At 74.7% G+C, this 12,895-nt stretch carries 15 protein-coding genes; 11 read left to right on the top strand and 4 right to left on the bottom strand.

Annotated elements, in window-relative coordinates:
* The first annotated feature begins 64 nt into the window (after nucleotides 1–64).
* Genes ACZCLJ_RS04345 through ACZCLJ_RS04335 form a run of 3 tightly spaced genes read left to right on the top strand, consistent with a single transcriptional unit; the run spans nucleotide 65 to nucleotide 2,530 of the window.
* A complete protein-coding gene (locus tag ACZCLJ_RS04345; RefSeq protein ID WP_463105596.1) occupies nucleotides 65–679 on the top strand; it encodes a DUF5998 family protein in 615 nt (204 codons plus the stop codon).
* Nucleotides 676–1,884 carry an alkaline phosphatase family protein gene (locus ACZCLJ_RS04340; RefSeq protein ID WP_463105595.1) on the top strand — a complete coding sequence of 403 codons (1,209 nt, stop codon included), beginning with the start codon at nucleotides 676–678 and terminating at the stop codon, nucleotides 1,882–1,884. Before ACZCLJ_RS04345 ends, ACZCLJ_RS04340 begins: the two co-directional genes overlap by 4 nt.
* 4 nt (nucleotides 1,885–1,888) lie before the next feature.
* Nucleotides 1,889–2,530 carry a thymidine kinase gene (locus ACZCLJ_RS04335; RefSeq protein WP_251150825.1) on the top strand — a complete coding sequence of 214 codons (642 nt, stop codon included), beginning with the start codon at nucleotides 1,889–1,891 and terminating at the stop codon, nucleotides 2,528–2,530.
* A 6-nt stretch (nucleotides 2,531–2,536) separates the two neighbouring features.
* On the opposite strand, the gene sepH is transcribed toward ACZCLJ_RS04335, so the two are convergent.
* Nucleotides 2,537–3,715 (bottom strand): septation protein SepH, encoded by a 1,179-nt coding sequence (gene sepH / locus ACZCLJ_RS04330; protein ID WP_463105594.1) that lies wholly within the window; start codon nucleotides 3,713–3,715, stop codon nucleotides 2,537–2,539.
* A gap of 112 nt (nucleotides 3,716–3,827) precedes the next feature.
* Between sepH and ACZCLJ_RS04325 the strand changes: the two genes are divergently transcribed.
* From ACZCLJ_RS04325 to ACZCLJ_RS04315, 3 genes are all read left to right on the top strand, one after another.
* Nucleotides 3,828–4,481 (top strand): trimeric intracellular cation channel family protein, encoded by a 654-nt coding sequence (locus ACZCLJ_RS04325; RefSeq protein ID WP_251150827.1) that lies wholly within the window; start codon nucleotides 3,828–3,830, stop codon nucleotides 4,479–4,481.
* 2 nt (nucleotides 4,482–4,483) lie between these two features.
* Nucleotides 4,484–5,335, top strand: a complete 852-nt coding sequence (locus ACZCLJ_RS04320) for an inositol monophosphatase family protein (protein WP_463105593.1) — start codon at nucleotides 4,484–4,486, stop codon at nucleotides 5,333–5,335.
* A gap of 279 nt (nucleotides 5,336–5,614) precedes the next feature.
* Complete coding sequence (locus ACZCLJ_RS04315; protein WP_229245043.1) at nucleotides 5,615–5,914, top strand: DUF4193 domain-containing protein; 300 nt, start codon at nucleotides 5,615–5,617, stop codon at nucleotides 5,912–5,914.
* Nucleotides 5,915–6,018: 104 nt separating this feature from the next.
* Here ACZCLJ_RS04315 and ACZCLJ_RS04310 read toward each other — a convergent pair whose 3' ends face one another.
* Nucleotides 6,019–6,528 (bottom strand): DUF3093 domain-containing protein, encoded by a 510-nt coding sequence (locus ACZCLJ_RS04310; protein WP_251150829.1) that lies wholly within the window; start codon nucleotides 6,526–6,528, stop codon nucleotides 6,019–6,021.
* Nucleotides 6,529–6,613: 85 nt separating this feature from the next.
* Between ACZCLJ_RS04310 and dut the strand changes: the two genes are divergently transcribed.
* The 4 genes from dut to ACZCLJ_RS04290 all read left to right on the top strand — a co-directional run bounded on the left by dut (nucleotide 6,614) and on the right by ACZCLJ_RS04290 (nucleotide 9,340).
* Nucleotides 6,614–7,090 (top strand): dUTP diphosphatase, encoded by a 477-nt coding sequence (gene dut, locus ACZCLJ_RS04305; RefSeq protein WP_463105592.1) that lies wholly within the window; start codon nucleotides 6,614–6,616, stop codon nucleotides 7,088–7,090.
* A gap of 167 nt (nucleotides 7,091–7,257) precedes the next feature.
* Nucleotides 7,258–8,007, top strand: coding sequence for a DUF3710 domain-containing protein (locus tag ACZCLJ_RS04300; RefSeq protein ID WP_251150831.1), 750 nt, complete (start codon nucleotides 7,258–7,260; stop codon nucleotides 8,005–8,007).
* Between the two features lies 1 nt (nucleotide 8,008).
* The gene (locus ACZCLJ_RS04295; protein WP_463105591.1) at nucleotides 8,009–8,383 is read left to right on the top strand and encodes an OB-fold nucleic acid binding domain-containing protein; all 375 of its coding nucleotides are present in this window, start codon (nucleotides 8,009–8,011) and stop codon (nucleotides 8,381–8,383) included.
* Between the two features lie 84 nt (nucleotides 8,384–8,467).
* Nucleotides 8,468–9,340 carry a DUF3159 domain-containing protein gene (locus tag ACZCLJ_RS04290; RefSeq protein ID WP_463105590.1) on the top strand — a complete coding sequence of 291 codons (873 nt, stop codon included), beginning with the start codon at nucleotides 8,468–8,470 and terminating at the stop codon, nucleotides 9,338–9,340.
* Here ACZCLJ_RS04290 and ACZCLJ_RS04285 read toward each other — a convergent pair.
* Nucleotides 9,294–10,133, bottom strand: a complete 840-nt coding sequence (locus ACZCLJ_RS04285) for a potassium channel family protein (RefSeq protein WP_463105589.1) — start codon at nucleotides 10,131–10,133, stop codon at nucleotides 9,294–9,296. The two genes, ACZCLJ_RS04290 and ACZCLJ_RS04285, sit on opposite strands and share 47 nt — an antisense overlap.
* On the bottom strand, nucleotides 10,133–10,786 hold the full coding sequence (locus ACZCLJ_RS04280; protein ID WP_251151231.1) for a potassium channel family protein: 654 nt from the start codon (nucleotides 10,784–10,786) through the stop codon (nucleotides 10,133–10,135). Before ACZCLJ_RS04280 ends, ACZCLJ_RS04285 begins: the two co-directional genes overlap by 1 nt.
* A 96-nt stretch (nucleotides 10,787–10,882) precedes the next feature.
* Here ACZCLJ_RS04280 and ACZCLJ_RS04275 point away from each other — a divergent pair, with 96 nt between their 5' ends.
* Nucleotides 10,883–12,886 (top strand): APC family permease, encoded by a 2,004-nt coding sequence (locus tag ACZCLJ_RS04275; protein ID WP_463105588.1) that lies wholly within the window; start codon nucleotides 10,883–10,885, stop codon nucleotides 12,884–12,886.
* Nucleotides 12,887–12,895: the final 9 nt, after the last annotated feature.

The following is a 12,895-nucleotide window of genomic DNA, read 5'->3' as shown; positions in this document are numbered from 1 at the left end:
CGTCGTCCACACGCCGGGTCGGGCGGGCTGGCCGCGCGCGACCGACGGGTGGGAGAATGCGCGGGTGCCCTCAGCAACCCCCGACGCGACCCCTGACACGGCTCCCGATGCGTGGACCGACCTGACGACCCAGCTCCACCGGGCCGGGTACTACCCCGAGCTCGTCGCGGACGTCCTCGACGTCGCGGTCGCCGGCGAGGAGATCGTGTCCCACCTCGTGCTCCCGGAGACGACGTTCGACGCGTCCGAGGTCCGTCGCCACCTGACGGTCCTCGTGCTGACCCCGACCCGGCTCGTCACCGCGCACGTCGACGACCACCCGGCCGACAGCGAGAACCCCTCGGCGTCCGCTGCGGCGACGACGGAGTCGGTCCCGCTGTCGGAGGTCCGGTCCGTGTCGCTCACGCACGTCGTCGCGGACCCGCAGACGCACCGCGGCGGCAACCTCCCGCTCGAGGTGACCCTCGCGCTCGGCTGGGGCGCCGTCTCGCGCGTCGACCTCGAGCCCGCGGCCTGCCCCGACCCGAGCTGCGAGGCGGACCACGGTCTGACCGGCCAGATCACGCCCGACGACGTCGTGGTCCGCGTCAGCGCCGAGGCCGAGGGGCGCGCGGCCGTCGGTGCCGCGGTCGACTTCGCCAAGGCCCTGTCCCGCGCGACCGCGCAGCGCACCCGATGACGTCGGTGCCCGCCCGGACGGCGCAGCACGCGCCCGTCGACGCGCCGCAGCTGGCCGACGGGCTGCTCGCGCCCGACCAGGGCACCGGATCGCTCGCGGCCGTGCTGCCGGCAGCCCTCGACGCGCTCGGCGTGCCCGTCACGACGGCGACCGGCATCGAGGGCGGAGCCGCGCGCACCGCCCTGGACCTGCCGCGCGCGGACCGCGTGTGCGTCGTGCTCGTGGACGGCCTCGGGCACCTCAACCTCGCCGAGCGGGCCGGTCACGCGCCGTTCCTGCGCTCGCTCCTGCCCGACGTCCGCCCGCTCACCTCGACGTTCCCCAGCACGACCGCGGCGGCGATCGGTGCCTTCGGCACGGGGACGGCACCCGGGCGCACGGGCATGCTCGGCTACACCCAGCGCAACCCGGTGACGGGCGGGCTCGCCAACATGGTCTCCTGGGAGGGAGCGACGGCCCCCCACGAGCTCCAGCGCGAGACGCCTCTCCTCGCCGTCGCCGCCGAGGCCGGCGTGGCCGTCACCTCGACCGGTCCCGCGCGGTTCGCCGGCTCCGGCATGACCGTCGCCGCGCTGCGCGGCGGGACGTACGCCGCCGCCGACCCCCTGGAGCGGCGCGTGGACGCGGCGCGTCTCGCCCTCTCCCGGCCCGGGCTCGTGTACCTCTACTGGGGCGAGGTCGACAAGGCCGGCCACCACCACGGCTCGGGCTCCTGGCAGTGGGGGGACGAGCTCGAGCACCTCGACCGCGAGCTGTCGCGCCTCGCGCGCTCGCTCCCCGCGGGCACGCTGCTCCTCGTCACGGCCGACCACGGCATGATCGACGTGGACCCGGGACTGCGCCGCGACGTGGCGACCGACCCGGTCCTCAACGAGGGCGTGACGCTCGTCGGCGGCGAGCCCCGGGCCGTCCACGTCTACACCCAGCCTGGCGCGGCGGGTGCCGTCGCGGCGCGCTGGCGCGACGTGCTGGGGGACGACGCTCTCGTCCTCGAGCGCGAGGAGGTCCTCGCGCGCGGCCTCCTGGGCCTCCACGCCCGCGACGACGCGGTCCGGGCCGCGGGCGACGTGGTCGTGGCGATGCGCGGTCGCGCGACCGTCGTCGACTCCCGCATGCAGACCGCCGCGTCGCTCGCGCTCGTCGGCGTCCACGGCTCCCTCACTGAGCGGGAGATGCGGGTCCCGCTCCTCGTGGCGGGGCGCTGACGCCATGGCAGAGCTCGTCTTCTTCTCCGGGACCATGGACTGCGGCAAGTCCACGCTCGCCCTGCAGCTCGACCACAACCACGCGGCGCGCGGACGGCGAGGCCTGATCTTCTCCCGCGACGACCGTGCCGGGACGGACCGGCTCTCCTCGCGGCTCGGGCTCGAGGTCGCGGCGCTCGAGGTCACGGACGCCACCGACTTCTGGGAGCTCGTGTCCGCGCAGCCCGTCCCGGTGGACTACCTGGTGTGCGACGAGGCCCAGTTCTACTCGCCGGCCCAGGTCGAGCAGCTCGCGCGCCTCGTCGACGAGACGGAGGTCGACGTCTTCGCGTTCGGCATCACCGCCGACTTCCGCACGCGGCTCTTCCCCGGGTCCGCACGCCTCGTCGAGCTCGCCGACCGCGTCGAGGTGCTCCAGGCCCACGCGCTGTGCTGGTGCGGCGCACGGGCCACTCACAACGCGCGCACGGTCGACGGTCGGATGGTCGTGGCGGGGGAGCAGGTCGTGGTGGGCGACGTCGGTGACGGCGGCGGTGAGGTGGCGTACGAGGTCCTGTGCCGTCGGCACCACATGCGTCGGATGACGACCGCCGCGGCGCGCGCGCTCGCGCCCGCCGACGGGCTGTCGCTCGACCTTCCGGACTGAGGCCCGTCAGCCCTCGGGCCGCGCGCCGAACACGATCTCGTCCCAGCTCGGGACCTTGGCACGGGAGCGGTTCTTGCCCTTGCGCGGCTCGCGCGCACCCGGGCGTCGTGCGGGCTCCGGCTCCGCTCCGGACGCGTCGCCCCGCGAGGCGGCCTCCGGCGCGTCGGCGGGGTCGGCGTGCGGGTCCTCGGACCGAGCGGCGTGCTGCGGGTCTCGAGCCGACGGGTGGTCCCGGGTGGCGGCGGGGTGCGGGTGGTCGGCCTCCTCGCGCGCCCGGATCGACGGGAGGTGCACGACCGTCGCCCCACGACCCTGCTCGTCGTCCTGCCCGCCGTGCTCGCTCCCGGGCCGGTCGGTGTCCCGGACGGCGGGATCCGTGCCCGCGTCCGTGCCGTCCCGCAGCGCGACGCGCGGGCCGAAGCCCTCGAAGGGCTCCTGCCCCGGAAGGTCCGCCGCAGCCCCGGCGGGCTCGGTGCGCGACCGCACACCCCGCCGTCGGCCCAGGTCGTCCAGCAGGTCGGCGGTGCCGTCCGGCTCGGGCGTCACCGGCTCCGTCCGGCGGCGCGCGGCCCCGGCGTCGACGTCGAAGACCGCCGCGGTCCCCGGCGACGGGTCCGGGTCCGACTCGGGCTGCGACAGCCAGCGCGCCTCGTCGTCGAGCGCGTGCAGCGCGCGCGACGCCGGGTCGTACGTCCAGCGCGCGGTGCGCGGACCCGACGAGACCTGGAACGTCGCCGTCACCACCCATGCCGCGCCGTGCTGCCTCGCCGCGCTCCACACCACCCCGGCCGGGTCGACGTCGCGGGCCACGAGCCGGCGCGCCGCGAGGTCGTCGATCGTCGGGGCGTCGTCGCCGTGCCCCTGGGGCGACCGCCGCACCCGGTCGACGACGTACTCCTGCTCCGCCACCACCGGGCCGGCGAAACGGCGCACGCTCTCCACGGGGATCCCCGCGGCCTCCGCGACCTCCTCGACGTCGTCGCCGGCGCGCAGCCGCGACTGGATCTCACGCGGCGAGAGGTTGCGCTCGCCCTCGGCCCGCAGGTGCTCGAGGTGCGGCCTGTCGCGCCGGACCGCGGCGCGCAACGACTCGGTGATGGGCAGCAGGTAGTGAGCACCGCCCACCCCGCCGAGGACGAGGTGCTCCCCGTCCTCGTGCAGTCTCACCAGCTCCAGCTCGTCCATCAGCCCTCCCGTGTCGCCGCGCCCGCTCCCTCGAGGGTGCCATCCTCGCGCGTGCGGCGGGTGCAACCCGCCCGGTGTGCCGCGGACTGGCCGCCTTGGGATGATGCGCCGTGTGATCCTCGACCTCGTCCCCGGCGACGCCCTCGAGCTCGGCGGCGTGTTCTGCGCGGCGCTGTCCGGCGGTCTCGCTGCCGTGCGCAAGCGCTACGACCTCGTCGGCGTGCTCGTCCTCGCCTGGGCGGCGGGACTGGGCGGCGGTCTGCTCCGCGACGTGCTCATCGGCGCGATCCCGCCCGTGGGCATCTCCGACTGGCGTCTGGTCGCCGTCGCCGCGGCCGCGGGGATCGTGACGTTCTTCTGGCACCCGCGGCTCGAGCGGCTGCGGCGCAGCATCGTCGTGCTGGACGCCGGGGCGCTCGCGCTGTTCGTGCTCTCCGGCACGATGAAAGGGCTGGAGTACGGCGTCGGGCCGCTCGCAGCCGTCTTCGTCGGCGTCCTGACCGGTGTCGGCGGCGGGATCCTGCGCGACGTCCTCACGAGCGAGGCGCCGCTGCTCTTCCAGGACAAGCAGCTCTACGCGATCCCGGCGCTCGCGGGAGCCGCGCTCACGGTCGGGCTGTGGGAGGCGGACCTGCTCGGCCCGCTCTCCCAGGCGGGCGTGCTCGCGCTGATCTTCGGCTTCCGCCTGCTGTCGCTGCGTCTCGGCTGGTCGGCCCCCGGGCCGTGGGAGGGTCGCCCCGGGCGGCGCGGTTCCGGCAGGATGTGACCGTGCACTCCTTCATCGACGACCCCCGCCTGCCCGACGACGTCACGGTCGCCGACCTGCGCGAGCTCGCGGAGCGGCTCGCGCGCGCTGCCGGCGACCTCGTCCGCACGGGCCGCCCCGACCGTGTCGAGGTCGCGTCGACCAAGTCGTCGGCCACCGACGTCGTCACCCGGATGGACGCCGACTCGGAGGCGCTGCTGCGCCGGGAGATCGCCGCCGCGCGTCCGGACGACGCCGTGCTCGGCGAGGAGGACGGCGCGTCCTCCGGCACGTCGGGCATCACGTGGGTGGTGGACCCGATCGACGGCACGGTCAACTACCTGTACGGCGTCGCGTCGTACGCGGTCTCCGTCGCGGCCGTGGTCGGGCCACCCGACCCGCAGGAGTGGACCGTGCTCGCGGGCGCCGTGCACTCCGTCGTCGACGGGCGCACGTGGACCGCCGGCCTCGGCGGGGGCGCGACGGTGGACGGCCGCTCCCTGCGGGTCGTGGAGCCGACGTCGCTCGCCCAGTGCCTCGTCGGCACCGGCTTCGGCTACGACGCCGACCGGCGGCGCGCGCAGGCCCGCGTGCTCGTCGAGGTGCTCCCGCGGGTCCGGGACATCCGGCGGCTGGGCTCGGCGGCGATCGACCTGTGCCTCGTGGCGAGCGGCGAGCTCGACCTCTACTACGAGCGCGGGCTCAACCCGTGGGACATGGCCGCCGGAGGCCTCGTGGCGCAGGAGGCGGGCGCCGTGCTCACGGGCCTGCGCGAGCGCGCGGCCGACCACGAGATGACCGTGGCGGGAGCGTCGGGGCGGGTCGGGGAGCTCGTCCGGCTCCTCGAGGACGTGGGCGCCGACGCCGACGAGTGACCGTGCGCCGGGGGTCGTGACGAAGGACACCGGGCGCGTCGTGCGCCACGGGGTGCATCCGCCCCGGAAATGGTGCAGAATCCGGTGGCCCGCCGGGAACAATTCCGGTGCGCCGTGCATTGATCAGCGTGCACGTGCCGCGACGACCTCGGGGCACGCCACGTCCCGGGACGCACCCCCGCGTCCCGCACCCGCGCTCGTCCGGAACGGCCGGCCATCGCCGGCGGAACCGGGTGCGCGTTGTCGCGATCGACGAACTTCCGGAGAGTGACCCCACAGATGGCAACAGACTACGACGCCCCCCGCAAGAGCGAAGAGGAGCTCAGCGAGGACTCGATCCAGGAGCTGCAGGCTCGTCGCTCCGACAAGAGCTCGGGCGTTGTGGACGAGGACGAGACCGAGGCGGCGGAAGGCTTCGAGCTTCCCGGCGCGGACCTGTCCGGCGAGGAGCTCTCCGTCCGGGTGCTGCCGCGCCAGGCGGACGAGTTCACCTGCTCGAGCTGCTTCCTCGTGCACCACCGCAGCCAGCTCGCGTACGAGAAGAACGGGCAGCAGATCTGCTCGGAGTGCGCTGCCTGACCCGCGCCCGCACGTCCTCGTCGGCCGTCGTCCCCACCAGGGGACGGCGGCCGACGTCGTGCAGGGGAGGGGGCCGGTCCGTCTCCGGGCGCGGGCCCGGCCGCTCAGCCGTCGGAGCGGGCAGCGCGCCGCAACGCGTCCGCGAGGGCCTGGGGCCGGCGTGTGGAGACGAGCCAGTACGGTGTCGGGTCCTGCGGGTCGTCGAGCGTCACGTGGACCCCGGTGCGGGCCCAGGCGCGCAGGCACACGAAGGCGCGCGCATCGAGACGCGGTCCGAGCTCGCCCCGCATGGCGTCGGCGTCGAGGGTCGTCACCTGACCCAGCAGCACGACGGGGATCGACGCGCGGCCCGCGCGGAAGGTCCCGTCCTGGACGGACACGACGGGCGACGTCCACCAGAGCCCGACCAGGCCGGCCACGGCGGCGAGTCCCGCGACGCCGAGCGCGATCGCGTGGCTCGCGGGCCACAGCGCCACGCCGAGGACGGCCGCGAACCCCACGACGGCGGCCCAGCCGCCGACGCCGGGCAGGACGCGCTCGCGGAAGCCCGGCCCGACCGTCCCGGGCGCCGGGGCGTCGGTCGGGCGGGGGGAACGGTCCGGGGCGTCGGTCATGCCTCCATCATCCCAGCCGCCCGGCGTGCCCCCGGAACCGGGGCCGTGCTCGCACCCGGCAACCGTGCGCACTAGGATCTGCCGGGTGCCGACCGACCAGCAGCCCACGCCCGGCGACGTCGACGTCCTCATCACCCTCCTCGACGACGTGCCGCTGCCGGCGTACGCCCACCCGGGCGACGCGGGCGCGGACCTCGTGACCACGGTCGACGTCGAGCTCGCCCCGGGCGAGCGCGTCGTCGTCCCGACCGGCGTCTCGATCGCTCTCCCGGACGGGTACGCGGCGTTCGTCCACCCGCGCTCGGGCCTCGCGGCGAAGCACGGCCTCACGGTCGTCAACGCGCCCGGCACGGTGGACGCCGGCTACCGCGGCGAGATCCGGGTGACGCTGCTCAACACCGACGCGCGCGAGGCGGTCGTGCTGCGCCGCGGCGACCGGGTCGCCCAGCTCGTCGTGCAGAAGGTCGAGCGCGCGCGCTTCGTCCGCGCCGAGCGCCTGCCCGGCTCGCATCGCGGTGACGGCGGCTTCGGGTCGAGCGGCGGGTGGGCCGCGGCGACCTGAGGTCGTCCGAGGTCACGGTGACCCTGCCGGCACGTTCGCGCAGGGCCGATCCACACCCCGCGGACGAGTGGCGATCGCCACGGCGCGCTGGGGCTACTGTGGAAGGGTCGGGGCGAGCGCCCCGGCTGGAGTCCCGGCGGTGGCCGGGCAGGTGAAGGAGCTCTTTCGTGGGTCTGTTCCGTCGCTCCCCGTCGTCGCAGCCGGCCGAGCCACCGGCAGCGCAGGACGCCGCCGACACCGTCGACGCCGCGACCCCCGGGACGGGGACGAGCGCGGCCGGCGAGGCGAACGCCCCCGGTCGCGGTCCCTACGACTCGTCGCAGGTGCCCGAGCGCGGTCCGCGCGTCGACCTGGGTGCCGTGTGGCTCCCCGGCGTGCCGGGCATGGAGCTGCGCATGGAGGTCGACAAGAAGACCCAGCGCATCACCGGTGTCGCGTGCGCGGTCGCCGGGTCGGGCCTGCAGGTCCAGGCGTTCGCCGCCCCGCGCTCCGAAGGCATCTGGGACGAGATCCGCGGCGAGATCGCCGCGTCGGTCACGAAGCAGGGCGGGACGGTCGACGACGTCCCCGGCCCCTTCGGCCGCGAGCTCATCGCGCGCATCCCCGCGCAGGCGCCCGACGGCCGCACAGGGGTCCGCCCCGCGCGCTTCGTCGGGGTCGACGGCCCGCGCTGGTTCCTGCGCGGCGTGCTCACGGGGAAGGCCGCGGTCGACCCGCAGGAGGCACGGCTCCTGGAGTCGGTGTTCGCGAACATCGTCGTGGTGCGGGACCAGAGCCCGCGCCCGCCGCGCGACCTCCTCACCCTCCACCTCCCCGGCAAGGCGCCCGCCCCGACGGCTGCCGTGCCGGCGGGCACGCCCGAGGCGCCGTCGTTCGACCCGCTCACCCGTGGCCCCGAGATCACGGAGATCCGCTGACATGTCCCCGACCCTGCGTGCCGCCTGGCACTCGGCGCTCGCCTCCCAGGAGGAGGTCGCCGCGGACGAGGAACGGGTCGAGGCGGCCCGGCAGACCGGCTGCCGCGCCGTCGCGGACCTGCCGAACCGCCGGCGGGCCAAGGTCACGGGCATCCTGCGCTCGGTCGTGCTCCGACCCCGCGAGGGCGTGCCGACGGTCGAGGTCGAGCTCTACGACGGCTCCGGCGCGATCGACCTCGTCTGGCTCGGCCGCCGGCGCATCGCGGGGATCGAGCCCGGGCGTCGCGCGCTCGTCGAAGGCCTCGTGTGCGACGTCGACGGGCGGCGGACGATGTTCAACCCTCGCTACGAGCTGCTCCCCAAGCCGGGGGAGTGACCGGCGCACCACCCGAGCCGCGACCGTGACCGACCGCGCACCGGCGCCCGGTGGGCGCCCGTCAGCACACCCCGAGGACGCCACATGACCAGCACGCCCCCGTCGGGACGCCCCGGCCCCGAGCACCCGTCGATGCGACCGGACGGCACGGACGCCGGCGACGTCGCGCACGAGGCCGACGTGGTCGAGACCGTCGTCGACGACGTCGCCGCGCCCGAGGACGGTCCCGCACGCGGCGTCCGCGCGCTGGCCGGCGAGCAGTTCTCCGTCGCCGAGGCGGTGGGCGGCGTCCGTGGGCTCGTCGAGTCCGTCGCGCCGGGACTCGTCTTCGTGGTGCTCTACGTCGCGACCTCGGACCTGACGTGGGCGCTCGTGGGCTCCGTCGCCGTCGCGCTCGTGGCGGTGGGGGTCCGGCTCGCGCAGCGCACGCCCGTGACGCAGGCCCTCGGCGGGCTCCTGGGCGTCGGGATCGGCGTCTTCTGGGCCTGGAGGTCCGGCGAGGCGCAGGACTACTTCGCGTGGGGGCTGTGGACCAACGCCGCCTACCTCCTCGCGCTGCTCGTCTCGCTCGCGATCCGCTGGCCGCTGGTCGGCCTCGTCGTCGAGGGCTTCCGCAGCGGCTTCGGGACGGGGACCGCACGGTCCGCCGACGCCGAGCCGGCCGTCGCGGCAGAGCCTGACGCCGGGCCGGCCGGCGAGGCAGGGCCTGGTGCGTTCGCCCGCTGGGCCCAGGTGTGGCGCTCCGACCGGACGCTGATGCGCCGCTACGCCGCCGCGACGTGGCTCTGGGTCGGGCTGTTCGCCGCGCGGCTCGCGGTCCAGGTGCCGCTCTACCTCGACGGGTCCGTCGGGTGGCTGGGGACCGCGCGACTCGTCATGGGCATCCCGCTGTGGGCGCTCGTGCTCTGGCTCACCTGGGTCCTCGTGCGTCGTCCTGCGGCAGGTCGTCCGGCCTGAGCAGGGCAGCGTCCTCGGCCTCGGGGGGCGGCAGGACGTCGAGGACGTCCCGGACCGGGGCGTCGTCGTCGGCCGTGGCGGTGGCCGTGCCCGTCGTCAGGTCGGTGACGGGGCCCGCGGCGGCGTCCGTCGGCGTCGCGACGAGGAGCCGGGAGAGGGCGTCCTCGTCGGCCTCGTCACCGGTGACGAGCAGGAGCTCGTCACCGGCCTCGAGGGTGTCGTCCTGGCTCGGCGCGATGGGGCGCGTGCCCCGCACGACCGCGGCGAGCACCGTGTCCGGGGGCCACGCGACGTCGCCGACCCGTCGGCCGACGAGGGGCGAGGACACCGGCAGCGTGACCTCGAGGATGTCCGCGCCGGACTGGTGGAAGGTGAAGATCCGGACGAGGTCGCCGACCGCGACGGCCTCCTCGACCATGGCGGTCATGATGCGCGGCGTCGACACCGCGACGTCGACGCCCCACGACTCGTCGAACATCCACTCGTTCTTCGGGTTGTTCACGCGCGCGACGGTGCGCGGCACGCCGAACTCGGTCTTCGCGAGGAGCGAGACCACGAGGTTGACCTTGTCGTCGCCCGTCGCGGCGACGATGACGTCGCACTCGTCGACCTTCGCGTCCGCGAGGGTCGAGAGCTCGCACGCGTCGGCGAGCAGCCAGTCGGCGTCGGCGACCTGTGCGACGCGCATCGCGGCGGGCTGCTTGTCGACGAGCATGACCTCGTGGTCGTGGCTCAGCAGCTCGCGGGCGATCGAGCGGCCGACGGAGCCCGCCCCGGCGATCACGACGCGCATCACTCGACCTCCGTCTTCGGGGCGTGCGTGAGGACCCGCTCGACGGTCGGTGCGTCGTCGGTGCCCATGAGGACGTGCAGCACGTCGTTCTCCTGCAGGACGGTGCGGTCGGTGACGGTCACGCCGTCCCCGAACCGGCTCACGAAGGCGATCCGCGCGCCCGACGCCTCCTGGATCGCGCGCACGGTGCGGCCGATCCACGCGGGGTGGAAGTCGAGCTGGGCGAGCCGGACGCGACCCGACGGGTCGCGGTACTCGTCGGTCGCGCCCAGGGGCAGCATGCGACGCAGGACCTGGTCGGCGGTCCAGCGCACGGTCGCCACCGTGGGGATGCCGAGCCGCTGGTAGATCTCGGCGCGCTGCGGGTCGTAGATGCGGGCCACGACCTTCTCGACGCCGAAGGTCTCGCGCACCACGCGGGCCGACAGGATGTTCGAGTTGTCGCCGTCGGAGACCGCCGCGAACGCGTACGCGTCCTCGATGCCGGCCTGGACGAGGGTGTCGCGGTCGAAGCCCATGCCCGTCACCTTCTTCCCCGTGAACTCGCCGGGGAGCCGGCGGAACGCGTCGGGGTTCTGGTCGACGACGGCGACGGAGTGTCCGCTCGCCTCGAGCGACTGCGCGAGCGTCGCACCGACGCGGCCGCAGCCCATGATCACGAAGTGCACGCAACGAACGCTATACCGCCCGCAGCCCGCCCGTGCCGTGAGACCGGCGACCGGCCGACGACGGGCATAGCATGAGGCCTCGTGTCGGAGATCGCTGATGCCGCCAAGCGGCTGCTCGTCGGACGCCCCGTGCGGAGCGAGCGGCTGGGGCACACGCTGCTGCCCAAGCGCATCGCGCTGCCGGTGTTCGCGTCGGACGCCCTCTCGTCGGTCGCGTACGCGCCCGACGAGATCCTTCTGACCCTCGCGGTCGCGGGTCTGGCGGCCACGACGATCTCGCCGTGGGTCGGCCTCGCCGTCGTCGTCGTGCTGCTCACGGTCGTCGCCTCGTACCGGCAGAACGTGCGCGCGTACCCCTCGGGCGGCGGCGACTACGAGGTCGCGACCGTGAACCTCGGCCCGACGGCGGGCGTGGGCGTGGCCTCGGCGCTCATGGTCGACTACGTGCTCACCGTGGCCGTGTCGATCTCGTCCGGGGCCCAGTACGCGGCGAGCGCGATCCCCGCGCTGCGCGGCCACGAGGCGACGTTCGCGATCGTGCTCGTGGTCCTGCTCACGCTCGTCAACCTGCGCGGGGTCAAGGAGTCCGGGAAGCTCTTCGCGATCCCCGTGTACCTCTTCATGCTCGCCATCGGCTCGACGGCGGTCGTCGGGTTCTTCCGGTACGTCACCGGGAACCTGCCCCCGGCCGAGAGCGCCGATCTCGAGCTCGTCGCGGAGAGCGGCTTCGACCAGGGGCTCGTCGGGATCGCGGGTGCGTTCCTCGTCGCGCGCGCGTTCGCGTCGGGGTGTGCGGCGCTGACGGGGGTGGAGGCGATCAGCAACGGCGTGCCCGCGTTCCGCAAGCCCAAGTCGCGCAACGCGGCGACGACGCTCGCGCTGCTCGGGGGCATCTCGACGGTGATGATGCTCGTGATCCTCTTCCTCGCGAGCGCGACCGGCGTGCACTACGTCGAGGACCCGCACGAGCAGCTCACCCTGAACGGCGAGCCGCTGCCGGCCGACTACGTGCAACACCCCGTGCTCGGACAGCTCACGGAGTCGGTGTTCTCCGGTGCGCCCTTCGTGTTCGTCGCCGTCTCCGTGGTCACGGGCCTCATCCTCGTCCTCGCGGCGAACACCGCGTTCAACGGCTTCCCGGTGCTCGGCTCGATCCTCGCGAAGGACGGCTACCTGCCCCGGCAGCTCCACACGCGGGGCGACCGGCTCGCGTTCTCCAACGGCATCATCACCCTCGCCGTCGCTGCGATCGTGCTCATCTGGGCCTTCGACGCCCAGGTCACGCGGCTCATCCAGCTCTACATCGTCGGCGTCTTCGTCTCGTTCACGATCTCGCAGCTCGGCATGGTGCGGCACTGGACGCGTGCGCTGCGCACGGAGCACCAGCCGCGCGAGCGTTCCCGCATGCGCCGCTCGCGGGTCGTGAACTCGGTCGGGCTCGCGATGACGGGGACCGTCCTCGTCATCGTGCTCGTCACCAAGTTCACCCACGGGGCCTGGATCGCGATCCTCGCCATGGGCGTCGTGTTCGTGCTCATGCGCGCGATCCGCAAGCACTACGACACGGTCCGCGACGAGCTGGCCCTCGGGGACGACCTCACCCAGGCCCGCGCCCTGCCGAGCCGCGTCCACGCCATCGTCCTGGTGTCGAAGATCCACCGGCCGACGATGCGCGCGCTCGCCTACGCGCGCGCGTCGCGCCCGTCGGTGCTCGAGGCGGTCACGGTGGGGGTCGACCCGGAGGACGTCACCGAGCTCATGCGGGAGTGGGAGGGGCTCGACCTCCCCGTCCCGCTGCGCGTCCTCGACTCCCCGTTCCGCGAGATCACGCGACCTGTCCTGTCCTACGTGCGGTCGGTGCGGCGCGAGTCGCCCCGCGACCTCGTGGTCGTGTACATCCCGGAGTACGTCGTGGGCCACTGGTGGGAACAGCTCCTGCACAACCAGAGCGCGCTGCGGCTCAAGGGCCGCCTGCTCTTCACGCCCGGCGTGGTCGTGGCGTCCGTGCCGTGGCAGCTCGCGTCGACCGAGGGTCAGACAGGCCTCGAGGGGGAGGGCTTCCGGTCCCGCTTCCCGGGCATGTGACGCGTCCGT

The sequence above is a fragment of the Cellulosimicrobium sp. So1_17 genome (assembly GCF_055181235.1).
Note: the sequence above shows the minus strand (reverse complement) of the source record. Positions and strands in the feature narration are given on the sequence as shown.

Coding starts and splice junctions, on each gene's coding strand:
- ACZCLJ_RS04310 (WP_251150829.1), bottom strand. CDS start 6,528: ATGACCGACGCCCCGGACCGTTCCCCCCGCCCGACCGACGCCCCGGCG.
- ACZCLJ_RS04340 (WP_463105595.1), top strand. CDS start 676: ATGACGTCGGTGCCCGCCCGGACGGCGCAGCACGCGCCCGTCGACGCG.
- ACZCLJ_RS04290 (WP_463105590.1), top strand. CDS start 8,468: ATGACCAGCACGCCCCCGTCGGGACGCCCCGGCCCCGAGCACCCGTCG.
- ACZCLJ_RS04295 (WP_463105591.1), top strand. CDS start 8,009: ATGTCCCCGACCCTGCGTGCCGCCTGGCACTCGGCGCTCGCCTCCCAG.
- ACZCLJ_RS04335 (WP_251150825.1), top strand. CDS start 1,889: ATGGCAGAGCTCGTCTTCTTCTCCGGGACCATGGACTGCGGCAAGTCC.
- ACZCLJ_RS04315 (WP_229245043.1), top strand. CDS start 5,615: ATGGCAACAGACTACGACGCCCCCCGCAAGAGCGAAGAGGAGCTCAGC.
- ACZCLJ_RS04280 (WP_251151231.1), bottom strand. CDS start 10,786: ATGGGCTGCGGCCGCGTCGGTGCGACGCTCGCGCAGTCGCTCGAGGCG.
- sepH (WP_463105594.1), bottom strand. CDS start 3,715: ATGGACGAGCTGGAGCTGGTGAGACTGCACGAGGACGGGGAGCACCTC.
- ACZCLJ_RS04285 (WP_463105589.1), bottom strand. CDS start 10,133: ATGCGCGTCGTGATCGCCGGGGCGGGCTCCGTCGGCCGCTCGATCGCC.